At 38.0% G+C, this 26783-nt stretch carries 29 protein-coding genes and 1 other RNA gene; 7 read left to right on the plus strand and 23 right to left on the minus strand.

Annotated elements, in window-relative coordinates; genetic code table 11:
- The first annotated feature begins 14 nt into the window (after positions 1–14).
- Positions 15–326 (plus strand): YtpI family protein, encoded by a 312-nt coding sequence (locus AC3ANL_RS19615; protein ID WP_488326064.1) that lies wholly within the window; start codon positions 15–17, stop codon positions 324–326.
- A gap of 45 nt (positions 327–371) precedes the next feature.
- On the opposite strand, the gene AC3ANL_RS19620 is transcribed toward AC3ANL_RS19615, so the two are convergent.
- The 3 genes from AC3ANL_RS19620 to AC3ANL_RS19630 all read right to left on the minus strand — a co-directional run bounded on the left by AC3ANL_RS19620 (position 372) and on the right by AC3ANL_RS19630 (position 2820).
- Positions 372–1691, minus strand: a complete 1320-nt coding sequence (locus AC3ANL_RS19620; protein ID WP_488326065.1) for a DRTGG domain-containing protein — start codon at positions 1689–1691, stop codon at positions 372–374.
- 126 nt (positions 1692–1817) lie between these two features.
- Positions 1818–2060 (minus strand): hypothetical protein, encoded by a 243-nt coding sequence (locus AC3ANL_RS19625; protein ID WP_488326066.1) that lies wholly within the window; start codon positions 2058–2060, stop codon positions 1818–1820.
- Between the two features lie 79 nt (positions 2061–2139).
- Complete coding sequence (locus AC3ANL_RS19630; RefSeq protein ID WP_488326067.1) at positions 2140–2820, minus strand: metal-dependent hydrolase; 681 nt, start codon at positions 2818–2820, stop codon at positions 2140–2142.
- A gap of 182 nt (positions 2821–3002) precedes the next feature.
- Here AC3ANL_RS19630 and AC3ANL_RS19635 point away from each other — a divergent pair, with 182 nt between their 5' ends.
- Both AC3ANL_RS19635 and ssrS read left to right on the plus strand, forming a co-directional pair.
- On the plus strand, positions 3003–4100 hold the full coding sequence (locus AC3ANL_RS19635; protein ID WP_488326068.1) for a M24 family metallopeptidase: 1098 nt from the start codon (positions 3003–3005) through the stop codon (positions 4098–4100).
- A 53-nt stretch (positions 4101–4153) separates the two neighbouring features.
- Positions 4154–4349, plus strand: a non-coding RNA gene (gene ssrS / locus AC3ANL_RS19640) — 6S RNA.
- 230 nt (positions 4350–4579) lie between these two features.
- On the opposite strand, the gene ald is transcribed toward ssrS, so the two are convergent.
- The 3 genes from ald to AC3ANL_RS19655 form a co-directional block, all read right to left on the minus strand.
- On the minus strand, positions 4580–5692 hold the full coding sequence (gene ald, locus AC3ANL_RS19645) for an alanine dehydrogenase (RefSeq protein WP_488326069.1): 1113 nt from the start codon (positions 5690–5692) through the stop codon (positions 4580–4582).
- Between the two features lie 200 nt (positions 5693–5892).
- A complete protein-coding gene (locus AC3ANL_RS19650; protein WP_488326070.1) occupies positions 5893–6321 on the minus strand; it encodes a hypothetical protein in 429 nt (142 codons plus the stop codon).
- A gap of 181 nt (positions 6322–6502) precedes the next feature.
- Positions 6503–6664, minus strand: a complete 162-nt coding sequence (locus AC3ANL_RS19655; RefSeq protein ID WP_488329852.1) for a hypothetical protein — start codon at positions 6662–6664, stop codon at positions 6503–6505.
- A 103-nt stretch (positions 6665–6767) separates the two neighbouring features.
- On the opposite strand from AC3ANL_RS19655, the gene AC3ANL_RS19660 reads away from it, so the two are divergent.
- Together AC3ANL_RS19660 and AC3ANL_RS19665 are read left to right on the plus strand one after the other, a co-directional pair.
- Positions 6768–7220: a universal stress protein gene (locus tag AC3ANL_RS19660; protein WP_488326071.1), complete on the plus strand. Its 453-nt coding sequence runs from the start codon at positions 6768–6770 to the stop codon at positions 7218–7220.
- A gap of 197 nt (positions 7221–7417) precedes the next feature.
- Positions 7418–7732: a hypothetical protein gene (locus tag AC3ANL_RS19665; RefSeq protein WP_488326072.1), complete on the plus strand. Its 315-nt coding sequence runs from the start codon at positions 7418–7420 to the stop codon at positions 7730–7732.
- Between the two features lie 111 nt (positions 7733–7843).
- Here AC3ANL_RS19665 and AC3ANL_RS19670 read toward each other — a convergent pair whose 3' ends face one another.
- From AC3ANL_RS19670 to sppA, 9 genes are all read right to left on the minus strand, one after another.
- Positions 7844–8356, minus strand: coding sequence for a MogA/MoaB family molybdenum cofactor biosynthesis protein (locus AC3ANL_RS19670; protein WP_488326073.1), 513 nt, complete (start codon positions 8354–8356; stop codon positions 7844–7846).
- 1 nt (position 8357) lies between these two features.
- Positions 8358–9194, minus strand: coding sequence for an EcsC family protein (locus tag AC3ANL_RS19675; RefSeq protein ID WP_488326074.1), 837 nt, complete (start codon positions 9192–9194; stop codon positions 8358–8360).
- Between the two features lie 101 nt (positions 9195–9295).
- Positions 9296–10489, minus strand: a complete 1194-nt coding sequence (locus AC3ANL_RS19680) for an acetate kinase (protein WP_488326075.1) — start codon at positions 10487–10489, stop codon at positions 9296–9298.
- A 238-nt stretch (positions 10490–10727) separates the two neighbouring features.
- Entirely contained in the window at positions 10728–11711 is a 984-nt protein-coding gene (locus AC3ANL_RS19685; protein ID WP_488326076.1) for a class I SAM-dependent methyltransferase, read from the minus strand.
- A 103-nt stretch (positions 11712–11814) separates the two neighbouring features.
- Positions 11815–12315: a thiol peroxidase gene (tpx, locus tag AC3ANL_RS19690; RefSeq protein WP_488326077.1), complete on the minus strand. Its 501-nt coding sequence runs from the start codon at positions 12313–12315 to the stop codon at positions 11815–11817.
- Between the two features lie 172 nt (positions 12316–12487).
- Positions 12488–12976 (minus strand): GerW family sporulation protein, encoded by a 489-nt coding sequence (gene ytfJ, locus AC3ANL_RS19695; protein ID WP_488326078.1) that lies wholly within the window; start codon positions 12974–12976, stop codon positions 12488–12490.
- Between the two features lie 17 nt (positions 12977–12993).
- Positions 12994–13695 carry a DUF2953 domain-containing protein gene (locus AC3ANL_RS19700; RefSeq protein WP_488326079.1) on the minus strand — a complete coding sequence of 234 codons (702 nt, stop codon included), beginning with the start codon at positions 13693–13695 and terminating at the stop codon, positions 12994–12996.
- Between the two features lie 80 nt (positions 13696–13775).
- Positions 13776–14168: an RDD family protein gene (locus AC3ANL_RS19705; RefSeq protein ID WP_488329782.1), complete on the minus strand. Its 393-nt coding sequence runs from the start codon at positions 14166–14168 to the stop codon at positions 13776–13778.
- Between the two features lie 182 nt (positions 14169–14350).
- A complete protein-coding gene (sppA, locus tag AC3ANL_RS19710; protein ID WP_488326080.1) occupies positions 14351–15361 on the minus strand; it encodes a signal peptide peptidase SppA in 1011 nt (336 codons plus the stop codon).
- 164 nt (positions 15362–15525) lie between these two features.
- Here sppA and AC3ANL_RS19715 point away from each other — a divergent pair, with 164 nt between their 5' ends.
- Positions 15526–16329 carry an NAD kinase gene (locus tag AC3ANL_RS19715; RefSeq protein WP_488326081.1) on the plus strand — a complete coding sequence of 268 codons (804 nt, stop codon included), beginning with the start codon at positions 15526–15528 and terminating at the stop codon, positions 16327–16329.
- 41 nt (positions 16330–16370) lie between these two features.
- On the opposite strand, the gene rarD is transcribed toward AC3ANL_RS19715, so the two are convergent.
- From rarD to refZ, 7 genes are all read right to left on the minus strand, one after another.
- Positions 16371–17303, minus strand: a complete 933-nt coding sequence (rarD, locus tag AC3ANL_RS19720) for an EamA family transporter RarD (RefSeq protein WP_488326082.1) — start codon at positions 17301–17303, stop codon at positions 16371–16373.
- A gap of 130 nt (positions 17304–17433) precedes the next feature.
- Positions 17434–19020: an acyl-CoA synthetase MbcS gene (gene mbcS, locus AC3ANL_RS19725; RefSeq protein WP_488326083.1), complete on the minus strand. Its 1587-nt coding sequence runs from the start codon at positions 19018–19020 to the stop codon at positions 17434–17436.
- 174 nt (positions 19021–19194) lie between these two features.
- Positions 19195–19398, minus strand: coding sequence for an alpha/beta-type small acid-soluble spore protein (locus AC3ANL_RS19730; RefSeq protein WP_040207627.1), 204 nt, complete (start codon positions 19396–19398; stop codon positions 19195–19197).
- Positions 19399–19496: 98 nt separating this feature from the next.
- Positions 19497–20702: a tRNA uracil 4-sulfurtransferase ThiI gene (gene thiI / locus AC3ANL_RS19735; RefSeq protein WP_488326084.1), complete on the minus strand. Its 1206-nt coding sequence runs from the start codon at positions 20700–20702 to the stop codon at positions 19497–19499.
- The gene (locus AC3ANL_RS19740; protein WP_488326085.1) at positions 20703–21845 is read right to left on the minus strand and encodes a cysteine desulfurase family protein; all 1143 of its coding nucleotides are present in this window, start codon (positions 21843–21845) and stop codon (positions 20703–20705) included.
- A gap of 104 nt (positions 21846–21949) precedes the next feature.
- Complete coding sequence (gene ezrA / locus AC3ANL_RS19745; RefSeq protein WP_488326086.1) at positions 21950–23638, minus strand: septation ring formation regulator EzrA; 1689 nt, start codon at positions 23636–23638, stop codon at positions 21950–21952.
- Positions 23639–23817: 179 nt separating this feature from the next.
- Positions 23818–24450 carry a forespore capture DNA-binding protein RefZ gene (gene refZ, locus AC3ANL_RS19750; RefSeq protein WP_488326087.1) on the minus strand — a complete coding sequence of 211 codons (633 nt, stop codon included), beginning with the start codon at positions 24448–24450 and terminating at the stop codon, positions 23818–23820.
- A gap of 148 nt (positions 24451–24598) precedes the next feature.
- On the opposite strand from refZ, the gene AC3ANL_RS19755 reads away from it, so the two are divergent.
- Complete coding sequence (locus AC3ANL_RS19755) at positions 24599–25099, plus strand: GAF domain-containing protein (protein ID WP_488326088.1); 501 nt, start codon at positions 24599–24601, stop codon at positions 25097–25099.
- A gap of 102 nt (positions 25100–25201) precedes the next feature.
- Here the strand turns inward: AC3ANL_RS19755 and AC3ANL_RS19760 are convergent, their stop codons facing one another.
- Entirely contained in the window at positions 25202–26629 is a 1428-nt protein-coding gene (locus AC3ANL_RS19760; protein WP_488326089.1) for a sensor domain-containing diguanylate cyclase, read from the minus strand.
- Positions 26630–26783 lie beyond the last annotated feature (154 nt).

Genomic DNA, 26783 nt, shown 5'->3' on the forward strand with positions numbered 1-26783 from the left:
GGAGGAAACAGACCATGACAGTACTAGTTATTTTAATCGTCGTATTATTTGCCTTCTATTTATTTTATAAAACAAAATACTTCAGAAGCAACCGTCAAGTAGAAAAGAAATGGATTTCAGCAAAATCAAATATCGCCCTTGGGCTCTTTGTCTGCTTATTTGGCATTAACCATCTTATTTTCATATCTGAAACAACTGTTTCTTATATTGTTGCTGCCATATTTACCATCTATGGTGCAGCATTCAGCTGGGTTGGCTTGAAAAAATATAAGCACTATCTTCCATTTGCCATCGAAGAAGCCAATCAGTTAGAATCCCAAAAATAAATTTGAGAGGATGTCCCTATTGAGACATCCTCTTTTACTCGCGATCTAATTTCTATCAATTAATTGACACATCATCATCGCTTTTCCCACTAATCTTCCTTCGTTGAAAACTTCAACATCGACCTTCCCGAATTTTCGGCCAACTTCTAAAATTTTCGGATAGACTTCTAATTTACTTTCCATTTGAACTGGCTTTATAAAGTAAATCGTCATATTTTCTACAACCAAGTCACCTTTTTTAGAGCTTTTTAATACCCGATTGGCGGCATCAGAGACAATGGTTGTAAAAACCCCATAGGATATGGTTCCAAGATGATTAGTCATTTGCGGTGTCACATCACAGGAGTATACCTCTTCGCCTTTGGCTTTCCCCGGCATTAAAACCATTTGATTCGTAATGATGTCATCAATGGTTTCTCCAACCTGCGGCTGACGTTGATTCATTTGCAGTGCCTTCAATACATCCTGGCGGCTGATAATCCCTTCTAAACGGTTGGAATCATCGGAAACAGGAAGTACTTCAATCCCTTCCCAAACCATTGTATGGGCAGTCGAAGCGACACTCGTCTTTCCGTTAACTGTCATTGGTTGTTTGGTCATGATCTTATCGATTGAAACATCTAAATCTTGTCCCAAGATATCTTTACTTGTAACAATCCCTTGTATCTTCATGTTTTGGTCGACGACAGGATATCGGCTGTGTGTTGTTTTTTGATTAAGTTCATGCCAATTTGACACCTTATCTGTGGTTTTTAGATAATGGGTATCTGTAAGCGGAGTTAAAATATCCTCCACTAAAATAATTTCCTTTTTTATTAATTGGTCATAAATGGCCCTGTTAATCATGGTCGCGACCGTAAAGGTATCATAACTTGTCGAAATTACAGGTAGCTCTAATCGATCTGCCAGTTTTTTCACATGGTCTTCACCATCAAATCCGCCAGTAATGAGCACGGCAGCACCTGCTTTTAAAGCGAGCTCGTGCGCTTGTGTCCGGTTACCGACAATTAATAGGTTGCCTGCCTCTGTGTAGCGCATCATGGCCTCTAGTTTCATCGCACCAATCACGAATTTATTGAGGGTTTTATGCAAGCCTGTTCTTCCACCCAACACCTGACCGTCAACAATATTTACGATTTCGGCAAAAGTAAGCTTTTCAATGTTTTCTTTTTTCTTCCGTTCAATTCTTATCGTGCCTACTCTTTCAATCGTACTGACATACCCTTTATTTTCAGCTTCTTTAATCGCCCGATAGGCTGTACCTTCACTTACAGTCATCGCCTTGGCGATTTGCCGCACTGATATTTTTTCCCCAATTGGAAGTCCATCAATGTATTGCAAAATTTGTTCATGCTTAGTAGCCAAGACCTTCACCCTTTATGTTTGAATTCCAAATAATCCAGTCACACTATAACCAGATTCTATCTAAATTCCATTATAAAGTGTTCAAAGCCTTGATTCAATGCGGTTTCTCACATTGTGGTGGAATTATCAATGAAATGACCGTGACTTTTTCTTCCATTGCTCGGCCTGAAGTTTTTGGATCTGCTTTTTAGGACTATAGAGCAGCCCTGTCAAATTGCCTGCGATTACCATCAAAGCAAATGCCAACCATGCTATTGAAAAAATGGCTTGAGCACCCTCAGTATGGATCGACAATCGCGGCACAGCAAAATAAAGCATAAAGCCACAGAGCAGCAAACAAAGTAAATATCTGTTCTTTTTCAAATTCATTTCCTCCCTTTATAAACATATGCTTGTTTCATTTTTATGCGCTGAGAAGGAAAAAAAGTATGTTTATATCTAATTACAGCTAAAATTCTATAGTATCTCCTGGAGTCATCACTTTCCCATTTCTATCCTCCAGCATCTCAATAAATCGATAAGGATCTTGCTTAATGGGTGGGAAGGTATTGAAGTGGATCGGGACGACGGTCTTTGCCTTTAGCAATTTAGCGGCATACGCAGCATCCTCTGGCCCCATTGTAAAATTATCGCCAATTGGTAAGAAAGCCACATCAATCTGATGGCGCTCACCAATCAATTTCATGTCGGAAAACAATCCTGTATCGCCAGCATGATAAATCGTTTTCCCTTCATTACTGAACAAAATACCAGTCGGCATACCGCAATAAATAATTTCATTTTTATCTGTGACATAACCTGAACCATGAAAGGCTTGTGTCAGCTTAACCGTCCCAAAATCAAATTGAAACGATCCGCCGATATTCATTCCATGTGTGTTAACTCCTTTCCAACTTAGGAAGGAAGTAAGGTCTGCATTTCCTATCACAAGGGAATTATTCTTTATAGCTAACTCCACGGTATCACCAACATGATCGTTATGGCCATGGGATAAAATAATTATATCCGGCTTTACATCTTCTACTTTAAGATCCGTCAATTGATTCCCCGTTATAAAAGGGTCAATTAAAATTGTTTTACCTTGCGTGTTAATTTGAACGACTGAATGTCCATGATAAGAAACTTTCATTATAAAAAAACTCCTCTCAATTAGTAATAATATGTATTTCCATAAAAATTTAGGAAATCCTTCTACATTTATACCCATTTATTCCATGCTTTAGCGCAGAATAAGTGGTGATAGTTTACTTTTACAATTAAAGTTGATACTCTCAGATTGGATTTGATTAATTAGAAGGGGGTTTCCTAAACATGAATCAGCGATTAGAAAAGTTGCAAACATGGATGAAGGAAAATGATATCGAAGTAAGTTTTCTTACCTCTACCGAAAATGTATTTTATTTAAGCGGTTATTATACCGACCCACATGAGAGATTGCTGGCCTTAGCTATTTTTCAAGAAAACGAACCATTTCTGGTCTGCCCTGCAATGGAAGTACATGATGCAAAACGTTCAGGCTGGGAACACGAAATAGTTGGCGTTAGTGACACTGACAATCCATGGACATTGGTTCTTAATTCCATTAATAAAAGAACTAATGCTATTTCAAAGGCAGCAATTGAAAAAGAGCACATGAACGTCGAGCGATACGAGCAGCTCTTAAAGCTATTTCCAAAGGCATCCTTTGTTTCTGCAGAAGAAAAATTACGAATGCTTCGAATGATAAAAGATGCTAAGGAATTAAAATCTATTGAAGATGCTTGTGCTTTAGCGGATTACGCAGTTGAATTTGGTGCAAATGAGATTAAGGAGGGCAAAACAGAACTAGAAGTCCTTAATGCCTTGGAATACGCCCTTAAGCAAAAGGGTGTTACCGAAATGTCGTTTTCAACTATGGTTCTTAGCGGGGCAAATGCGGCTTCTCCTCACGGCAACCCAGGGGAAACAAAAATCAAAAAAGGGGATCTCGTCTTGTTTGATCTTGGAGTTGTTGTCAATCGATATTGCTCGGATATCACAAGAACGGTTGCCTATGGGGATATTAACGACAAGCAAAAGGAAATATACGACACTGTTCTAAAAGCTCAACTCGCTGCCATTGAGGCAAGTAAGCCCGGGGTTACTGCTGCCGAAGTTGACCTAACTGCCCGCCGAATCATTTCTGATGCGGGATATGGCGACTATTTTCCACACCGCTTAGGCCATGGACTTGGAATTGGCGTCCATGAGTACCCATCACTAACTGAAACAAATCAATTAATTATTGAAGAAGGTATGGTCTACACGATTGAACCAGGAATCTATGTACCGGATGTGGCTGGTGTCCGAATTGAGGATGACATATTCATTACTGCCGATGGTGCAAAAGTGTTAACTAAATTTCCAAAAGAACTGCAAGTTATAAAATAGTTTTTTGTAATTATTTACATTGAACTCTACACCTTTTTGATGTATTATACTAGTACAAGCTGCGTTGTACGTAATCATAATAAAGTTTTAACCTTTAAGCTGTAACAGGGAGTTTAACCATCGAAATTGGAATGACAAGCCTCTGTCTATAAGACATGGAGGACACGCAGAAAAGTTTCTGAGAACACCCACTTTGAGGAGTGGTGGTTAAAAACTTTCTTATCTCGCTACGGCAAATGCGGCTACATATGAAGTATTATAAACCAGCTTCTTCGCGAAGCTGGTTTTTCATTTTTAAAAGATGAGAAAGTATAAAAGTCTTCGAGAATTGTCCAGCTCCAGCGCCCTAGCTGCTAGTGTCCTTCGCTCTCCGCCCTACGATAAGTCAACATCGAATCGCCTTCGGCTCTTCGTGTTTCCTTTATCTCAGTTGGAGCGCTCCAGGCCATACGCCGCTGACCAGGGCGCTTCCGCTTTTCTTACAATAATAATTTCGGATTAGAAAATCCAAGACCCTGTGCTTCTGCGACAGCTTGATAAGTTACATAGCCGCCTAGGGTATTGATTCCTTTCAGCAAGGCTTCATTATCTAAACATGCTTGGCGATAACCTTTATTCGCAATTTGAACAGCATATGGAACTGTTACGTTTGTCAATGCAATGGTGGAAGTTCTTGGAACTGCTCCAGGCATATTGGCAACAGCATAGTGGACAACACCATGCTTTACATATGTGGGATGATCATGTGTGGTAATCCGATCCGTTGTTTCAAAAATGCCACCTTGATCTATTGCGATATCAACTACCACACTTCCTGTCTTCATTGACTGGATCATTTCTTTTGTCACTAGCTTTGGTGCCTTTGCACCAGGGATTAACACAGCACCGATAACTAAATCAGACTCCCTCACGGCTTCAGCAATATTATACGGATTGGACATCAGGGTTGTCACATCTGAGCCGAAAATATCATCTAACTGACGAAGACGGTCCGGATTTACATCAATGATGGTTACTCTCGCACCTAGGCCGATCGCTATTTTGGCGGCATTTGTTCCTGCTACCCCGCCACCAATAATCGTAACATTTCCTCTTTGAACACCTGGGACACCTGAAAGCAGAATCCCCATACCACCGTACACTTTTTCTAAAAATTGCGCACCAATTTGCGGAGCCATCCTGCCGGCGACCTCACTCATTGGCGTTAACAAAGGCAGACTTTTGTTCGCTAATTGGACCGTTTCATAAGCAATTCCGACTACTTTTTGATCCATTAAGGCCTTAGTTAACTCGGGTTCAGGGGCTAGATGTAAATATGTAAATAAAATTAAACCCTCACGGAAGTATTGATATTCACTTGGAAGGGGTTCTTTTACTTTCATGACCATATCCATAGACCATGCTTCATTGGCGGTTTCCACTAGTTTCGCACCTGAAGAACGATAATCTTCATCTAAAAATCCCGAGCCCTGTCCAGCACCCTTTTCAATAAAAACTTCATGACCATATTTCACAAGATTAACCACTCCCGCCGGTGTCATTGCTACACGGTTTTCATTATTTTTTATCTCTTTAGGTACCCCAATCCGCAATCTAATTACCTCCAATTTATTTTTATTAAATAAAAAACAAGTTTATACTAATATATCCTTTTCCCATGGAAAATGTAACCACAATTCATCTTAATAAAACCACTTTCATTTTACAAAAACACGACCATGAACCCAAACTTTGTTTATGACAAATTTGAGAGCTTACCCACAAAGGGCAAAGCTCTCTTAAAAAAGCTTTATTAATAGTAAGGATACGAATAATATGGGTCTCCATAATAAGGATAGCCATAATCATATCCATAATAAGGATAGCCATAGCCATAACCGTATCCATAAGGAGCTGATAATAATGCCCCTGCTGCTAATCCACCCAAAAATGGTAAACCAAAGCCAAAGCCAAACGGTCTGCCAAAACCGAAACCAAATGGGCGGCCAAATCCTCCGAATCCAAATCCTGGACGACCAAATCCTCCGAATCCAAATCCCGGACGGCCAAATCCTCCAAAACCGAATCCCGGGCGGCCAAATCCTCCAAAACCGAATCCCGGACGACCAAATCCTCCAAAATGGCCAAATCCTCCAAAGTGACCAAATCCTCCGTGAATTCTTTCATCAGCCGGATTTATTCCATACTGTACGTCCATATTAGTAGGCATAACTGTATTCATTTTTTTCCTCCTCATTTTTAATGAATGACACACTAAAGAATATGCCAAAATGATAGGAAATTCTTGGGTATATGCCCTTTATAACTGAATTCCCCAAGATAGTTGTCTATAATCTTCCATTCCAATCATAGAAAAAGGCTGTCCTCTAAGCCGGACAGCCTTTCCCCAATAAAAGTAAAACCTATTCCTCAGCTACAGCAAAATCATCGCTGTTTGCAAGAGCCGTTCCTTCTCCAATAAAACCACTATTGTAAGAATTTAAAATTTGTTGACTTACTTCGATTGTACCTTGTTCATCAAATTCAAAAGAATATTTTTTCTTTGGATCCCCCGTTATCATCAAACAGATCCCCTTTCAATTATAAGGTTACTCCATTATTGTTCGAAAAATTGCAACAATTATACTTTGTTAAATAATGTATAATTGAAGTAAGGAGATGATAATCATGGGACTCAAATATCAAAATATTTTAGTCGCTATTGATGGATCAAAAGAAGCAGATTGGGCATTTCATAAAGGTATTGAAATTGCAAAACGAAATCAAGCCTCATTGTTGTTAGTTCATGTGATTGACACACGATCATTTGCATTAATTGAAGCCTACGACACGGTTATCGGTGATCGAGCGGAAAAGGTAGCAAAAGATATGCTTGAAAATTATCAGCAGCAAGCTATAACAGCAGGATTAACAGATGTTCATTATGAAATTGAATTTGGCTCTCCTAAAATTCGTATTCCAAGAGATATTGCTAAAAAACACAAGGTGGATTTAATTCTTTGTGGTGCAACAGGTATGAATGTTGTCGAAAGATTTTTTATTGGAAGTGTTTCTGAACATATTACTCGATATGCACCATGTGATGTTCTAATTGTTAGGACTGAAAAAGATTCCGAATAAAATAAGTGGCTGAGAGCAAAAGGGTCAGACCTCACATTTAACACTCAATTAATAGTCGTCTATTAGGCAGAGTGTGGGGTCTGACCCTTTGCTGGGGATAGACATCCTCTTTATTTAACAATTTAAAAATATATTGTCATAATTGCATTTAAACACTATAGTGAAATATAAACCATTACAATGCTAGGAGGTGGCTTATGTTAGACCATTTTTCTTTTGATGATCGTCTTGGTATTCCCATTCCTGATCTAAATGTCGAATGGAATCAATATAACAAAGAAACACAGCAGTATATTTTGCTTCATTGGGAACAAATTCGCGGTTCCATTCCCGACCGAATTGCTGAACTCGAGCATGAGATTAACCATAAACAGGCTCAGCTTTCAGATGAAAGTAACTTCCCTCGTTCATGTCAATTGAACTCAGAAATAGCGGATCTTGCCTCAATTATCAATGATTTATGGCTTTGGTACCGTGCAAATCAGACACTTTCCACCAAACAACATCAATAAAAAACAAAAGGTCTGACCCCACTACTTCAATCTATCACTTAACTTATTTTTTTAAACGACGATATATTGAATGTTAAACGGGAGGTCAGACCCTGTTGAGATATTCCCCTATTAAAGATCCTTTTTGATCTCTCTTACAACATGCCCAATCTCAGGCATGATTAATTTATTCATTGCCAGTTTGACAGCACCCGTGGAGCCTGGTGTAGAAAAGATCGCTGTATCTTTAATAACCCCGGCAATCGCCCTTGATAGGATCGCAGCAGATCCAATATCTTCTTGGTAGCTTAGCATCCTAAACAATTCACCAAAACCAACAATTTCTTTTTCTAGGAGGCGCTGTACGGTTTCAATGGTTACATCCCTCTTGGCAATCCCCGTACCGCCATTTGTAAGAATGACATTAATATCCTCCCGTTCACACCCTTTTACGATTTCATTTTCAATCGGAATAGATTCATCCTTTACAATACAATAATCCACAATCCTATGTCCGGCTTTTTCTAGCAGGTCCATCATCAGCCTGCCACTTTTATCTGATTCCTGATCTCTAGTGTCACTAACCGTAATTACTTTGCATTTAACTGCTTTTGGTGCTTCCTGCTTATGTTCATACGTGCTCATCCTAAATCTCCTCTTTTTCTTTAAGATAGCGAAGTTGATAATATTTATGAGCAAAATCTGTTACTTTTCGCGTAAATTGGTAATTAGCACTGGCCCCGATGGCCATGCTGACAAGCGGAATTCCCTGAATCACCTTTTTTCGAAACAGTCCTATAATCATGGCTTTTAATATTTGCTGAACGGGCTGCCCGAGCCAGGTAATATCGGTGATATCATCCTTGCCATCATAAAAATAAAACTCATCTTTCCCTTCTAAATCTGCCATCAGCGAGGTCCAGCCGTCTTTTTGGAGTCGTATTGGCAATGTCGCTGTATGGAACACCTTTAAAGACGTCATCATTTCAAATGGGTTATTAACCTCAAAACCGTAAGTCATGGCAATTAGTTGGACAACTCGTAGATTAATGACCGCCATTGCCGGAATGTCGGTACCCAACAGAAGCGTCCCCCCAGTGCCTGCGAGGCTCCCTTGAGCAAAGGAATAAAGACGATGTCTGGCAATGTGCTGCTCTGCTATGTATTGTAATTGGTCGATGTTCAAATGTTTCAGGTCTGCTATTATTTCTATATCTTTGCGAAAAATTCTTCCCGAGGTCAGAATTCGTTCCTTTGCATCCATTTGAAGCTGCGAGCCTTGGATAATACTGTGTAAATGAAATAGCCAACTGTCAATTATCGAAAAAAAATGCGTTTGAACCTGTTCAGGCAACAACGAAAAAGAACGTTCCAGATATTTTTCATATGTTAGCTGGATGTCATTTGCTTCAAAATTCAACAAATTAGTTTCCCACAACCGTATACCATTCAAGACATTTTCTTCTCGAACTGTCAAAGGCATTTGTATCCCTCCTGCAAACGTTACTTTTTTTCAGTATATCACAAAAACTAGATCATAAAAAAAAGCAAAAGCTAGTCACACAGCTTTTGCTTTTTGAATGATTAATTTGAATTAGCCAATCTCACAACATCACGAGCAATCATTACTTCTTCATTGGTCGGGATGATTAACACTTTAACTGGGGAATGAGGATAGTTGATAAATGTTTCCTCACCTCTAACCTTATTAAGAGCTGGATCCCAGTAAACACCCATAAATTCAAGACCCTTTAATACATTTTCGCGGATTGTGTCACTATTTTCGCCAATACCAGCAGTGAAAATAATCGCATCTACACCATACATACGGGATGCATAAGATCCAATATATTTATGAATACGATTTGCAAATACATCTAATGCCAATTTTGCACGTTCATTGCCTTTTTTCGCTTCAATTTCAATATCCCTTAAATCACTTGAAAATCCAGAAACGGCTAACATACCACTCTCTTTATTTAATACTTCTAAAACCTCGTCAGCGTTTTTACCTGTTTTTTCCATAATATATGGAATAAGGGCAGGGTCAATATTTCCAGAACGAGTACCCATGGTTACCCCAGCAAGTGGTGTAAAGCCCATTGAGGTATCAATGGATTTTCCGCCTTCAATAGCTGCGATACTGGCACCATTTCCTAAGTGACAAGAAATTAAACGAAGTTGTTCAATCGGACGTCCTAACATTTCAGCAGCACGTTGGGAAACATATTTGTGACTTGTTCCATGGAAGCCATATTTACGAATACCATACTCTGTGTAGTATTCATATGGAAGACTATAAAGGAATGAACTTTCCGGCATTGTTTGGTGGAAGGCTGTATCGAAAACAGCGATCGCTGGAACATTAGGAAGCACACGTTGGAAAGCTTTAATTCCTGTAAGATTTGCTGGGTTGTGTAATGGAGCTAATTCCGATAGTTCTTCAATTTTATCTAAAACCTTTTGATTAATTAAAACTGAATCATTAAAAGTTTCTCCCCCATGTACTACACGATGGCCAATACCGTCGATTTCATCTAGAGACTTAATGATTCCTAAAGTTGTTAACTTATCTAATAACATTTTAACAGCAACTTCATGATCAGGTATATCGCTGATTTCCTGGATTTTCTCACCATTTACAGTAATATTAAATACTGAGTCTTTCAGACCAATTCGTTCAATTAGACCTTTTGTAATAACATCTTCACTTGGCATTTCAAATAATTGAAACTTTAAGGAAGAACTTCCTGCATTAATTGCAATAATTTTTGCCATTTCGTTAACGCTCCTTTTATATAACAACATCGATTTTTAAAAAGTTTGTTTAGTACACCCTTATTTTGTGCAAACCGACTCTGTTTATTTCCCTCAATCTTACTTTAATCATTGTTAACAGCTCATTACAAGAGATAATTTTATTGGTAACGGTTTCAATCAAAATGTTCATATATTCACAAATTTCCCAAAATTATTCTAGTAAAAAAAAGGATAAAACCAGTAATTTCTACCAGTTTTATCCTTTGTTTTCTTGGAACCATTTTTCCAATTTTGTTAATATTTTATCCATTTCAACAGCATTTGATAAGCTTGGTAAATTTACGAGTAACGCCTGCTTTGGCGGTTGAACTCCTATTCCTTTTTTTTGTAAAATTAAAATACTCTTGGCCGAACTTTTTGTTTTAAACATGCTGGTTGGTAATTGCAGTAGGCCTTGAATGATCAGATTTTCCTTAATAAACTCATGAAGCTGTGGGGCTTGATCACTTTCAAAAAGACCATTGGGAACAAGGAAAAATAAATAACCACCAGAGACTGTATGACGGACACTTTGCTCGATAAAGAGATGATGGGAATAGGAATGTCCTTCATTCGCCTTTAATTGATAGTCTGTGGCTCTAACATCATTAGGATAATATCCAATTGGTAAATCCGCAATTACAGCATCAACAGGATCAATAAATAAAGACTCTAAGCTATCCTGATTGAAAAACTGGATCGGATGTCCCTGTAAATTTGCATTAACATAGGCAAGTTTTATGAGGATATCGTCAATCTCTACTCCGATGGAGTTGATTTCCTTATGAACATGGTTTATAACCGTCGTGAGTAAATTCCCGGTTCCAACGGCAAGATCCAATAAACGGAAAGAAGGCTGCTTCATAAACCTTTCCACTAAGTAGCCAACCAACATTCCCACGGAGTCAGGCGTCATTTGATGATTAGGCTGCACATTTTCCTTCATTCCTTTTAATATAACAAGCTGATAGGCTTTACGAATATCCTCATTCGAATAGTTATCCAAATGAATATCTTCATATTGTTTCTTAAGGCGTTTTACCGTTATCTCACTTAACTCTCTCTGTAAAACTGCCCCCTGAAACAGATTCTCGCCGGTTTCAGCTAGTGCTTCCAGGTAACTACAAGATAGTTCCTCTTGCAAAATAAGCGCGGTTTCATTAAATAATGTAAATAGTTGTTCCACTGGAGAAATTTTCATTGTTCCCCTCCATTACTAAATTTCCTTACTCATTTTAAACCATTATGTATTTTTTAAACAAGTATAAAGGCCTCGCAGGATTGCCGAGGCCTTTCAAATATATTTACTTTGCACCTTTAGCTGCTTCAAGAGCCGCTTCATAGTTAGGGTGGTTCGTTGCTTCGCTAACATATTCTACATAGACAACTGTATCACTTGAATCAACCACAAACACTGCACGCGTTAAAAGTCTTAGTTCTTGGATTGCAACCCCATATGCTTCTCCAAAGGAAAGATCTCGGTGATCGGATAATGTCTGAACATTTTCGATTCCAGCTGCTGCACACCAGCGTTTTTGTGCAAATGGCAAGTCTACGCTCACAGTTAAAATTTTCACATTTCCTAAGCTGTTGGCTTCTTCATTGAAGCGGCGTGTTTCTGCATCACATACACCTGTATCTAAAGATGGCACAGAAGTGATTAAACGAACCTGACCTTTTGTGTCGTTTAAAGTGACTTCTGATAAATCATTTGCCAAAACAGTGAAGTTTGGAGCTTTATCTCCTACCTTTACTTCATTGCCTAATAAGGTAACTGCATTCCCTTTAAATGTAACATTTGCCATTTTAACATCCTCCTTTGTCGTTTTAAAGCAAATCACCTAAATTGAGCTGATTGACTTTAAATATGTACAGTGTAAATATATCTTTTCAAAACCGTTTTTGCAATTATTTGAACTGGTTGAAATAGACCAACAAAAAAGTTAACCTTCCAATTGGGAAGATTAACCCTCGTTATTATAGTTCAAGATCAACTTTGGGCTGTTGCTGGGATTGCTGTTGCTGGGATTGCTGACCAGATGGTTGTTGCTTATTATCGTCTTTTTTCGAGAACATTTGTTGGATTTTATCAACGGCTTGGGGCGCGAGCTCTAGGATCTTCTCATATAAATGAGTACTTTCATCTAAATGAAGCATTTTGACACCTTGAGAGTTCACTATTAAAAAAGCGATAGGGGTAATGGAAACACCGCCGCCACTTCCGCCGCCAAATGGAAGACTTGCTTGACCTTGACTTTGACTTTGACTTTGTCCTTGAGACTGTGAACGATCAACTTTAAATTCACTGCCTCCTGCTGCAAATCCAAAGCCGACTTTAGATACGGTTAAAATAACACTTCCGTCAGGGGTTTCGACCGGGTCACCAATGATGGTATTTACATCAATCATTTCTTTCAAACTTTCCATTGCGGTCGTCATCAAACCTTGAATAGGGTGGTCTGACATGGTTATTTCCTCCTCTTTCAAACGGATTTAGTTTTTTCACTTTGAACATCTTTTTTGCTTTTTAGGCGCGTTTTTCCGCCCTTCCAGAATTTAATTAGCTTTAATCCTGCGAGAATAGCATGCCCGATTCGAAACTGAAAAATACATGCTAGCCGAGTTTGTATGACAGCTGCTTGAAAATGTGGTGTAACAGTTAAATGGGGCATTTCTTTTAGTTGCACATAATGACTAAGAAGTCCAATAATTCCTCCTTTAATCGCCCATAATGCCCCCGTCAGCATCCCAGTATGTGCTGCATCGCCAACCCCCATTAACGTATGCCATTCAAAATTTTTTATTGAGATTCTTTGAAGAAACTTTCGAAAAATCACATTTAAATGGATCACTTTCTCCAGTGCTTCTTTTGCTTTTTCAAACTTGGTTAAAATATCATTTTTCGTTAATTGTGTCACACTCTGCTGAGCGTCTTCTGCAGCTGAATCTCCTAAATGAGAATCACTTTTTATGACAACGCTGGGCGAGTTATCATCAATTTTTATTAAGGGCACATTTATTCTGTATTTGATTAATCCAAACCATACCCTAAACTCTACCTTTAAATCATCGTTATCGTTATGATGATAGTAATTTACAAGAATCGTTAGTTTAGTAAAAATAATTAAGATAAATAAGAACACCAGAACCGCTAAGGAGAGGATCAGCCAAAACAATTTGTTCACAACCTTTCCGCCCATTATTATTCGCTTTTTTGAAAAAAATAAACCTACCAACAAGATGTTGATAGGTTTGATTGTTTTGTTTACCGTTCTACATGGATGACCGTCGTATCAGTAAAGATGTCATGCAGACCCTGCTTTTTTGGTAAAAAGGCAACAAGGAGATATCCGATAAAAATGGTAGCCGAAATGAACCGGCCAATCCACTCCCGAAATAGAATCGTTCCCCATGATAATTGATCATTTTTTAAATCAACTACTTTTAGACCAAATACCATTTTCCCAAGCGTTTGATTGAAATATTTAGTCATTAACACAAAATAAACATAAAAAATGAGCGCTGATGCAATTGATATTGGCGAAAATATATTAGGTTCGGTTAAAGAAAGATCAAGCACTCGGAATAACGGTTTAATGATCAACCTCTCGATACTGCCAATTACAATTAAATCAAGTAGATAGGCCCAAAAACGCATCCAAAACCCCGCATATCGAACGGGCCAAGTCTTAATGTTCACTTCTTGGACACCGGATTCATAAGTAGAGGAACCTCCACTTTCAACATGCTCAATATTATTAAAACCTACCGTTTGCTTGCTGTTTATCGCATCTGCCGAGCTATTTTGAACATTATTTGTATTCATTTGCCTTTGCCCCCCTATTCCGCATATAAATACATGAGTCGCGGCGAATTGGGCTTTGAAAGAATTTTCATAAGTCCAGCCATTTCCACATTTTCACCCATTAATTTCGTTGCTTGAAATTTAAATAATGAGCCAAAACCAAGATCATCCGAATAACGGACTACTTTCGCACCACTTAATTTTTCCTGCTTTTTCATTTGACTTATAACTTCCTCTAAGTAACCAAAATCATCAATAAGATTAATTTCTTTTGCCTGGCGCCCATCGTAAATTCGACCATCTGCAATTTTTTTAACTTGATCAGTGCTCATCCGGCGCCCTTCTGAAATCACTTTGACAAACCCTTCATACGAATTATTAATCATTTTTTGCAAAATTTGCCGCTCTTCCTCTGTCATCTCTCTTGTTGGGCTCATGATGTCTTTATATTTGCCACTTTTAATAGTTACAAAGTCCACGCCATATTTATCGGCCAATCCCTTGTAATTATATCCTTCCATAATGACACCAAGCGATCCTGTCAAGGTTTCAGGGCTGGCATAGATTTTTTTCGCAGCAGTTGAAATATAATATCCACCCGAAGCAGCCATCGAGCCCATTGAAATATAGACTGGCTTTTTACTCTCTTTTTGAATGTCAACAAGTTTGTCATGTATTTCAGCACTCTCCACTACACCGCCGCCTGGAGAATTAACTCTTATTATTACTCCTTTAACGGAATCATCGTCTTTCACATAGTTTAACTTTTTCATAAAATCCTGATGGTTGTATCCTGAACTTTGCAACAATGACCCCGAATCCCCTGTATCTTGGATTACTCCATCTACATCGAGAATAACAATTTTCTTTAATTCGCTGCCCGCTTGGACTACTTCCTCCGTAAATGGCTGTTCCGCCGTCCCCATAATATTGGTAAAATCGGTTTCAATTCCTTTAAACGCAAATGCTGATAAAAAATTAATAACAATTGATACAAAGAATAGTACCGCTGCAATACCAAGTGCAGCCCATCTTTTTCCATTCATATGTAGTTCCCCCTCTTTGTTTATCTAGATTGACTTCCCAGCTTTTATATTGTTTCAAAAAAGTGCTAAACTAATTTAAGACTACCATTATTTTAACAAAGATTATTTTGCAAATGGTTAAAATGGTGTAAACTTTCATCAATTAATAAAGGGGACTGGTAAAAATGGAACAAAGAAGTAATCTTTATTTATATTATAAACGGGATGCCGACATACTTTCGAAAACAGCACCCCTTATTGAAGTAGCGCAACGCTATGGATTTACCCTCGTTGAAGATTATAAAAAAGCTAATATCATTGCTAGTGTGGGGGATGATGGGACATTTTTAGAGGCCGTACGGAAAACGGGTTTTCGGGATGATTGCCTTTATACGGGTATTTCCGTTAATGATAGTTTAAGTATGTATTGTGACTTTCGAATTAGTGATATGTCCAAGGTGATTGAGGCAATGGCGAACAATGAACATATTGAAGTACGACGCTATCCTACCATCGAAGTGACGGTAGATGGCCAAAGCACATTCCCCTGCCTAAATGAATTTAGTATTCGTTCTTCCATTATTAAAACTCTTGTTATTGATGTGTTTGTTGACCAACTTCACTTAGAAACCTTTCGTGGTGATGGACTAATTGTTGCTACACCAACTGGAAGTACCGCTTATAACAAGTCGGTCAATGGAGCAATTGTTGATCCACTCCTCGCTTGCATGCAGGTTAGTGAAGTGGCGTCTGTTAATACGAATCGTTACCGCACCCTTGGAGCTTCCTTCATTGTCGGAAGTGAACGAACACTGACACTCAAGGTTATCTCTGAAGGAAATGACCATCCTACAATGGGAATGGATAATGAAGCATTAAGCATTCGTCACGTTGAAACCATTCAAATCAACATACGGGATAAAAAAATTAAAACATTAAAATTAAAAGACAACTCCTTCTGGGATAAAGTAAAACGAACATTTTTATAAAATAAAAAGAACCTTATCCGCCATGGGATAAGGTTCTTTCATTACAAGGTTGCACTTTTTTCTTTTGATAATTTTACTTCTCGGGAAGTGAATCGTTTGGTGCTAGAAAGAGAATAAATCATTAACGCTGACCAAATAAACAAAAATGATATTAGTTGTATGATTGAAAAATGCTCATGATAAACAAATACACCTAGAATTAGCGTTAGGGTTGGCGCAATATATTGCAGGATACCTAGTAACGAGAGCGTAATTTTTTGCACACCTTTTGCAAAATACAATAGTGGCACAGCAGTAGCCGCACCTGCACCCATTAACAGCAAATCGGTGCCTGCACTTGCTGTTAAAAAGGAATTGGCTCCAGTAAGAAATAAAAACATCATATAGATCACAGCAATTGGCGCTACTACAAGTGTTTCTAAGGTCAACCCAACTGCTGACTCCACATTAATCAGCTTCTTAGTTAACCCATATAACCCAAAGGTTAATGCTAAAGAAACGGCAATCCATGGAAATGTCCCATGGGAAATGGTAATAATCAATACTCCAACCGATACCAGGAAGAAGGCTATATATTGGTAAATGGTCAATTTTTCCTTCAAAACGAACACACCTAACAAGATACTAATAAGCGGATTAATATAATAACCAAGGCTTGCTTCAATCATATGACCGCTGTTAACAGCCCATATATAAATAAACCAATTCCCGCTTATAAGGACTGACGCAAGCGCTAGGGCATACATTTGCTTTTTATTTTGGGCGAATCCTTTCAAGGTATGGACAAATAATCCCCACTTCTTCGAAATTAGAAGAACAACTATCATAAAAATAAACGACCAAAAAATGCGATTGGCAAGGATCTCCTCTGCATTTACCTGATCTAAGAATTTCCAATAGATCGGTAAAAGTCCCCAAATAAAGTAGGAAAAGCCAGCATGGATGGCTCCCATCTTTGTCTCTGTCTGTTTCATCTGTTTAATCGAGCCCCTATTCTTTCATGTTTCGAAATATTTTCTATTATATCGCGAAACTGCTTATTTAGGGGAATTTATTTATACCTTATTATTTCTCTTCTTAAATAAAGAAATGGAATAATAAAAATTAGACTTGTTTGAGTGATTCTATTTCTTTTTGACGAAGTTCAATCCGACGAATTTTTCCTGAAGTTGTTTTTGGAAGTTCTGTTACATATTCTATTTTTCTTGGATATTTATATGGTGCCGTAAGGATTTTTACATGATCCTGCAAATTTTTCGTTAAATTCGGGTCTGTTGGATCAACGTCCTCCTGTAACACGACAAACGCCTTTACAATAAAGCCTCGAATCTCATCAGGACTTGCAACGACTGCACATTCTTTTACGAATGGATGTTTAACGAGTGCATCCTCCACCTCAAAAGGTCCAATCGTATAGCCTGAGCTGATTATAATATCATCCCCACGGCCTTCAAACCAAAAATACCCTTCCTCATCCATTTTAGCTTTATCGCCAGTTATATAATAATCACCGCGGAACTGCATGGCTGTCCTTTCGGGATCTTTATAATAGTTCTTAAATAAGGCCGGTGTCTCTACATGAACGGCAATATCGCCTACTTCACCTACAGCACAAATCTGTCCCTCATCATTAATGATTTCTACTCGATTTCCAGGTGTCGGTTTGCCCATTGATCCAGGCTTTAGTTCCATCTCTTTCGTTACTCCAACCAGCAAGGTATTTTCAGTTTGTCCATAGCCATCACGGACATCAATTTGAAAATGTTTTCTAAAGACATCAATCACTTCACGATTTAACGGTTCACCGGCAGAAACCGCACTATGGAGATTTGGTAATTGATAGTCAGCTAAATTATCTACCTTTGCCATTAAGCGATACTCGGTAGGTGTGCAGCAGAGTACATTCACATCATATTTTTGCAGCAGATTCAAATATTGTTTAGGTTCGAATTTCCCATGGTACACCAGTCCTGTTCCTCCAGAACCGAGAACAGATAAAAACGGGCTCCAAATCCACTTTTGCCAACCAGGTCCTGCGGTCGCCCAAACGGTATCACCTTCTTTAATACACAGCCATTTTGCTGCTGCTGTTTTTAAATGTGCATAAGCCCAGCCATGTGTATGGACAACCCCCTTTGGATTACCTGTTGTTCCAGAAGTATAGGATAAAAAGGCCATATCATCTCTTTGTGTATCAGCAAGAACGAATTCATCACTTGCGTGTTTCATTTCTGCTTCTAAATGAACCCAGCCAGCTACTTCTGCACCGATTGTGAATTTAACCAAAGCTTGGCCTTCAGTAATTTGGTTGAATTGTTCCACATAAGGATAATAACTAACAATAGCCTTTACGTCACCGTGAGAAATACGATACTGTAAATCCTTCTCCTTTAACATTTCTGAGCTTGGAATAACAACCATACCCGCCTTTAGTGCAGCTAAATAAATAACATAGGCTTCAATCAGCCTTGGAACAATCACAAGAACGGTATCCCCCTGTTTTAATCCATTTTGGGTTAAAATATTCCCGGCTTGGTTCACCTTCTTCATAAGGTGTTCATACGTAACTTGGTTGATTTCCCCTAATTCATTTTCCCACTTTAATGCAACCCTTGTTGGTTCTTGTGCAAAACGTTCCATTTCCGAAACAAGGTTATACCTTTCCGGTGCAATTAGATCTTCACGTTTCATGGTTCTCCCCCTCAAAAAAATGATTTCTTTAGTACAATTATACAGAATTAATTAAAAATTTTAAAATATTAATAAATTTTTAATTACTACTAGTACCAGATCCTATTTAAACAAATAAAAAGAGAGCGGGAGGAAACCCTCCACACTCTCTGTAGCCATCGTATTTATTTTTGATTAACGAGAGAATCCGCCGCCTAATTGCTGTTCAGCCATTGATACTAAGCGCTTAGTGATTTCACCACCAACAGAACCGTTAGCACGTGAAGTAGTGTCTGCACCAAGGTTTACACCAAATTCTTGAGCAATTTCGTATTTCATTTGATCAAGAGCTTGTTCAACACCAGGAACTAATAATTGATTTGAATTGTTGCTTGCCATGTGATATCACCTCCTTGTGAGTATAGAATGTGTAGAAACTATAAGCTTCATTCTATAATCCAATTGGTAATTGTTCACAAAAAATTCAAATTTTGTTTCTAAAATAATGAATGAAATTCAGAATGCTGTTCAAGCGGGTTAATGACCAGGGTTTCAATCCCTTCTACCGCTTCTTGAATCATTGGTTCGAAATCAAAAAAGCTTTCATAGCGCATTACTTTTTCGCGTTTCGGCTTTGTTTTTGGAGAGGCTGGAACAAAGATTGTGCAGCAATCCTCAAACGGCCGATTCGAAATTTCAAGCGTATCAATTTCACTAGCGATTTTGATTATATCCGTTTTGTCCATCGTAATCAATGGACGTAAGAGAGGAGTATTTGTTACCTCGTTGATTGCATACATACTTTCCAGGGTCTGACTAGCTACCTGGCCAATACTTTCACCCGTAACAATTGCAAGTCCTTCCTGCCTTTTCCTAATCTCATCAGTTATTCGAAGCATCATTCTTCGTGTTGTGGTCATGGTATAATTTTCCGGTATTTGGGACCGAATCGCTTGCTGTATATCTGTAAATGGGACAATATGAAGGGCAATAGAACTACCGTAAATTTGGGATAACCTTTTAGTTAGATCGATCACCTTTTCCTTTGATCTTTCACTTGTAAAAGGAGGACTAAAAAAATGAACTGCTTCAATTTGTAAGCCCCTTTTCATAGCCATATAACCGGCAACAGGGCTGTCAATTCCCCCAGAAAGCATGAGCATTGCTTTTCCTCCGGAGCCACTCGGAAGACCGCCGGCACCCGGGATGATTTCACAGGAAAGATAGATGGCTTCTTTTCTTACTTCAACCCGTAAGTTAATATCAGGGTTCTTCACATCCACTTTAAGTCCTGAAATATTTGTTAGCAGATAGCCGCCAAGCATTTGATTAATTTCATCCGTATTTAATTCAAATGTTTTATCGGATCGTTTTGGGGTAATTTTAAAGGTTTGACCTTCCTTATAAAGAGAGCTAATTAATTTCAAGGATGCCTTTTTTAATACCTCTGCTTCTCTTTCAACCTTAATAGCTGGACTAAAGGATTGAATCCCAAATACATGCTTTAATTTTTCAATAATTTCCAGACCATTTTCTCCATTAAGTAACACATACATACGATCACGACTTGCGTCTATTTTAATGTTTGGAAAGGAAGTAAGAGCATGTTTAACGCCCATTCTAAGTTTTTCCACAAATTTATGGCGATTCCGGCCTTTGGTTGATATTTCACCATAGCGTATTAATATACGATCATATTGCATTCAATTCATAACCTTTCGTAGCTGGTTAACAGCTTTTTTTATAGCGTCGATTGCAAGTCTTGCCTCTTCTTCCGTATTTTCTAATGACAGACTGATTCTAATCGCACTTTCGGCAGTACTTTCAGGAACACCCATGGCAAGCAGTGTCTTGCTTGGTGACTTCTTTTTGGAAGAACAGGCACTGGTTGTCGAAACGAAGACTCCCTCCTGTTCCAATGCATGGATAAACACTTCCGATTTCATGCCGAGAAGGGAAAAGTTTAAAATATGCGGGGCTGAGCCTTCAATCGGTGTATGAACCTGAACACCTTGTATGTTGTTTAAACCTGTTCGTAGAAAAGCCTGGATTTTCTTCATTTTTTCTATGCCTGTGTTACTTTTATTCAAGGTTATTCTTAGCGCCTTTGCCATTGCAACAGCTCCTGCGACATTTTCTGTTCCGCTGCGCATTTTTCGCTCTTGTTCTCCCCCTGAAAATAACGGAGTCAGTCTTACCCCTTCTCGAATAAACAGAGCACCCGTTCCTTTTAATCCATGAAATTTATGAGCAGACATGGAACAAAGATCGACTCTGTTCTCATATAAGGCCAAAGGAACTTTTCCTACTCCCTGGACTGCATCAACATGGAATAAAATCGTTGGATATTTTTTTAACATTTCACCAATTTCTTTAATCGGCTGGATTGTGCCAACTTCATTATTCACCTGCATGATGGAAATGAGTGTCGTATCCTTCCGAATATTTTTTTCGACTTCATCCACGCTCACTCTTCCATCTTTGTCTACAGGCAAATAAGTAATTTCAAAGCCCTCTGCCTCAAGCTGTTCCATAACGGCGCGAACAGAGGCATGCTCTACACTTGTAGTAATGATATGCTGCCCTTTTTTTCGGTTTATTCCAGCTGCCCCTTTTATGGCGATATTATTACTTTCAGTACCGCCAGAGGTGAAATAAATTTCAGCTGGTTTTACCTTTATAAGCATGGCTACCTGTTCTCTTGCTTGGGTTAACAGCTTTTCAGCCTGTCCTCCCATACTATGCAAGGAGGAAGGATTTCCAAAGAAATCACTTGAAACGGTTACAAAGGAATCTAATACTTCTTTATATGGTTTAGTTGTTGCACTATTATCAAAATAAATCATGATTTTCTCCTCCACTACCAAAAATAAATCTTACCATAAATACATTCATTTGAAAAAGAATAGAAAAACCGATTCAAGCCAGATGCCGAATCGGTTTTTAGAATTTATTCTGTTAAAATGGTTGCCTTTATTTTTTTCAAGGCCCCTGGGTCAATTCCTTCAAGCGATGCTGCTACCTGTTCTAAGGCCTCTTGGTAATCATAATGTCTAAATGCCATTTCTGCCTCAGCTAACCCTCTAGCAACTGTTGGATTTTGACGCCGATAGCGATTTCCATATTGAATAGCCCGTTCAGCAAGTGTAACGTTCTCAATTAACTCATGTGTAGAGGTAACGAGTTTTTCAACTGTTAATACGGCCACTTCTAAGTACTGATTAAGCGCAGAAATGTTTAGCGGCTTTTCTTCAAGTTGATAACGGACATTTTGAATACTTTCGTTTGTATCCTCGAGCAAGTATTGATATTCTGTTGGCATACCCGGCACATTGTTTTTCGCTACAAGACGTAACGTCTCACCGACTTTTTTGGTTAGTTCCTGGACTTTTTCTCTTGCTTCAAGTTCATCTTTTCTAAGAGCTTGGAGTTTTAGTGCAAATGCCTGCTGCCCTTCACGAATCACATCCAACTGATCCTTTATCGTATTTAATTCTTCGCTGAGCGCCGTTTGTGCTGTTTCATTCAGCTTTAACTTCTCAACCAATATTTCATAATGTTTATATACTGTTGACAGTTCTTTTTCAAGGTGCCGCTGTGTTTCAAAGTCATTATCAGATAACTGATAGCTTTGCTGTACCTGCAGGAACTCACTAGACAGATTCTTGTTTTCTCTTTGGGCCGTGGATAAAAGTTCATAGGCTGTCTTTTCATTTTTAATGACAGAATGCTTGGCATGAACTTCTTTTTCCAAGAGATCGAACAGAATGTCGATTCGATCCTTCACTTCTTTAACTCCCTCTTCAGCTTTGTCAATTTCAATTGCTTCAATTAATCCTAAGTTTTCGACCAACTTTTCTTCAAGTCGTTTAATTTCTTCTTCCACATTAATATGCTCTAAATAATATTCCTGCTCCGTCATCTCCCGATGTCCTTCTAAACAATCAGACAGCTGGTTTGGAAGAAGTGATTGACATTCAATCAAAAGCTGTGGAATTAAATTCATATGGCGTTTAATGGTCTCTAACTGACTTTGAATCAATAAGACTACTTCACGGGCCTCAAGATAATTTCCGAGATCCGTTTTTTCATCAAATTCTTGGAACTTTTGCGCAACATTATTCAATTGCATTTCTAGATGTTTTTCAGCCTTTCCAAAGCTGTGACGGTGGGCAAGCAGCATTTTTTTTGCTTCTCGATATTGATCTTTTAATTCTTCGATTTCTACCCTGTTTTTTTCTTCACTGCCAACAAGCTCATGCAGCTCTTCCAATATTTTTTTAATTTGTGCTTCTATTTCCTGCAGCTTTTTGTCAATTTCTTGTTGGACGACTTTGGCTTTTTTGAATCGGTACCGATCGATATACTCTTCCGCATCAAAAAGCATCTCTTCTAAATCGGGAAGCTTAACAGTTACAACATCATCCCATTGATTCCGCCAACGTTCAAAAAGTTCTTCCGTTTGGCCAGTCATATTTAACTGTTTCACCTTTGACATCTCTTCTAGTATTGGCCGATTCAATAAATCGATTTTCCATGCTTCCAATCGGTCCATTTCCTTAAAGTACTTTTTCTTTATTAAATATCCCAATACAAATAAGGCTAGTAGTAGGATGAAAAATCCAATGAAATATTTCACTTGTAAGCCCCCTATTTCAAACAACATTGATTCTATACATTCCGACAAAATATCTATATTAAAAATTTTCGTGTCTATTCAATGCTTTTATGATACCATGTAACCGACAATTTTTGACTATAATTTTCAATTTTTTTGTAAAATAAATGATGGTTGCCAAAAAAAAATAGCGATCGCCGCTATTTTATGACTGCCTCCTTTTTCATTTGCTCTTCTAAGCATAATGTTTTCTCAATCCATGAATGAATATCTTTTAAATACTTTTGCTCAAAAAATGGCTCATTCGGAAAAATATATAAGACTTCTCTCATATATTGTGTATTCATAAAGGGCATCATTAGCAAGCTCTTCAATTGAATAATTAAATAGGGAATCGAATGTGGACGAAATTCATGCCATTCAAATCCTCTCTCAAAAATCTTTTGAAAATAATATTTTTCCTTAAGTGAATAAGTCGACATAATTTCTCTGACCACTTGTGAATCCATAGACATTTCTCGATACACAAAACTTGCCAGTTGATTATTTTGACATTGATAATGAAGTAAATCAGCTACTATCAGCTTTAAACAATCCTTTGCTCCCCGATCAATGGACAGATAGGCTTCCTCAATCTTGCTCATATATTGTTCAAAAAAATACATGAAGCAATATTCTAGCAGACCAGGTTTATTCGTAAAATGGTAGGCGATGGTTGCGGTATTCACTTTTGCTAAATTGGCAATATCCCTAATTGACGTCCCTGAATATCCATTTGAATTAAACAACGATATAGCAGCATGAACTATTGCTTCCTTAGCATTTTTCTTCATTTATTCTCCCCCTTCAGTTATACTCCTCTTACATAATGATTCTTTGCGTAAGCATCGATTCCTTTATGAAAATATCGACAAAGTATGCTCTTTTTCAGCTTATTTTGATAAAATAACAACAAATCTACAGAGAAAAAGGTGAAATAACTTGTTTAACGTCGAAATGTACACCGGTACTCGTGAAGAAAATTATGAGCTTGTTAAAAAGCAATTACAGGCGCTCCTTCATGATGAAAATAATCAAATCGCTAATCTAAGTAATGCCTCCGCCTTGTTGAACCAAGCACTCGACCGCATTAACTGGGTTGGTTTTTATTTAATGGATACGAACGGAGAACTTGTGCTCGGACCTTTCCAAGGATTACCGGCATGTGTACGGATTCCAGTTGGCAAGGGAGTTTGCGGGTCTGCTGCTTTTAAAAAGGAAACCGTTCGGGTCGAAGACGTACATCAATTTCCAGGCCATATTGCATGTGATGCGGCATCCCAATCCGAAATTGTCATTCCGCTCCTTATTAAGGATCAATTATTTGGTGTTTTAGATATTGATTCACCAGAAAAAAACCGCTTTGACGAACTTGATCAACAAAAGCTTGAAGAATTTACAGCAATTTTAATGGAGTATATTGAAAAAGGCACAAAGGAGTAATCCTTCTGTGCCCTTTTTAATTCTGAGATAAGGGAGTATAAAAATCTTCAAGAATTGTCCAGCTCCAGGGCGCTTCCGCTTTGCTTATCATTAACCACCTCGTTAATTTATTTGAATATTTTCTTCTTGGATAATGACCTTGTTCTTACCGGTCTCTTTTGCTATGTATAACGCTTCGTCCGCTCTTTTAAATAAAAAATGATAAGCATCTGGCCGATCTTTATTCCAATAAGAAACACCACAAGATACCGTAATATGTGGATTAGAGGATTCCGATACCTTATTGACAATTCTTTTAGCGATCGTTACTCCTATATGTAATGGAACTTTAGGTAAATAAATAGCCAATTCTTCGCCACCCCAACGGGCGCCTATATCATTGTCACGTATATTTCTTTTAATTAAATTGGCTACCTGTATAAGAATGACATCACCAATTTGATGCCCATAGGTATCATTTATTTCTTTAAAATTATCGATATCAAATAACAGAAAGGTTCCTTCCTCATCTTTATCCATTGATTGCTTAACTTTATCATCCATATATTTTCGAGAATGGAGCTTTGTTAGATGGTCCGTAATCACCATTTTTTTCAGTTCCTCTCTCAACATGGCGTTGGTAAGGGCTAATGATGACTGATGGACGAGTGTTTGGAGAAGTTTAAATATCTCAAAAGAAAAGAAATAAGGACTTTGATGCATAATGATAGAAAACCCTTTTATTTTTTTACTTTCAATCACCGGAACAGCCATAATCGAGTGAAAGATTCGATCATGATTCATTGGCAGGTTAAGATCACCAATAAAGAGGGATTCGTTCCCTTGCTGTATTTTTTCCTTTATGTAGTTAATATAAATTCGAGCTTGCTCAGTGAAAAAGTAAGGAGTAGAACCCGGGAGTGGTTTCGCTTTCAATAAATCTTTGGAGAATAGGAAAAAACCAACCTCTTGTGCCTCAAAAGAGGCCTTAATTTTTTCAGACAAATAGGTCATTGTCTTAGCCAACGGTTGGTTAGAATTTAGTTGGTGAGAAGTTTCATTGATTAATTGCAGATCCGAAATCGTTCTTTTTGACTGCTGAAAAAGCTTTGCGTTTTCCAATGCCCCTCCTGCAGATTCTGCCAATAATCTAATAAACTCAACTTCACTTACAGGAAATTCCAAACTATCTGGGGCAATCACCTGCAATACCCCATGTATCCCTTGCTTTCCTTTTAATGGCGCGTAAAGGATGGCATGTCTATTTTCATAAGAACACTCCATTTGGACTTGACCAGAAGCGTATGCTTTTGCGGCCGCAAAATTTTCACTATCGTAATCCAGATCAATAATCGGTAGATCACTGTGACTGTGAGTTTCTATCGAAAATAGTAAAAAATAAGAAAAGGCAGGGTATACTTCTTTTAGGGTTATAGATAATTCCCCTAATAACCTATCCATATCCAAGATTGAATAAAGTTTATCAGCTATTTGATATAGTTTTTTATATTGTATGACATCCAATAATAAATCTCCTTCAAGAGAATACATTCAAATTTCCACCTATAATTATCCAAATAAATACATCGTATCCTAATTATAGATATATTTAGGATAAAATTGGAATATTTTTTTGAAATTTCTTGTAATTATTTTTGGATACAAGTGTAGTTTTAGAGTGATTCATAAATAAACTTGACTTTTA

The sequence above is a fragment of the Neobacillus sp. DHD-1R genome (assembly GCF_057747995.1).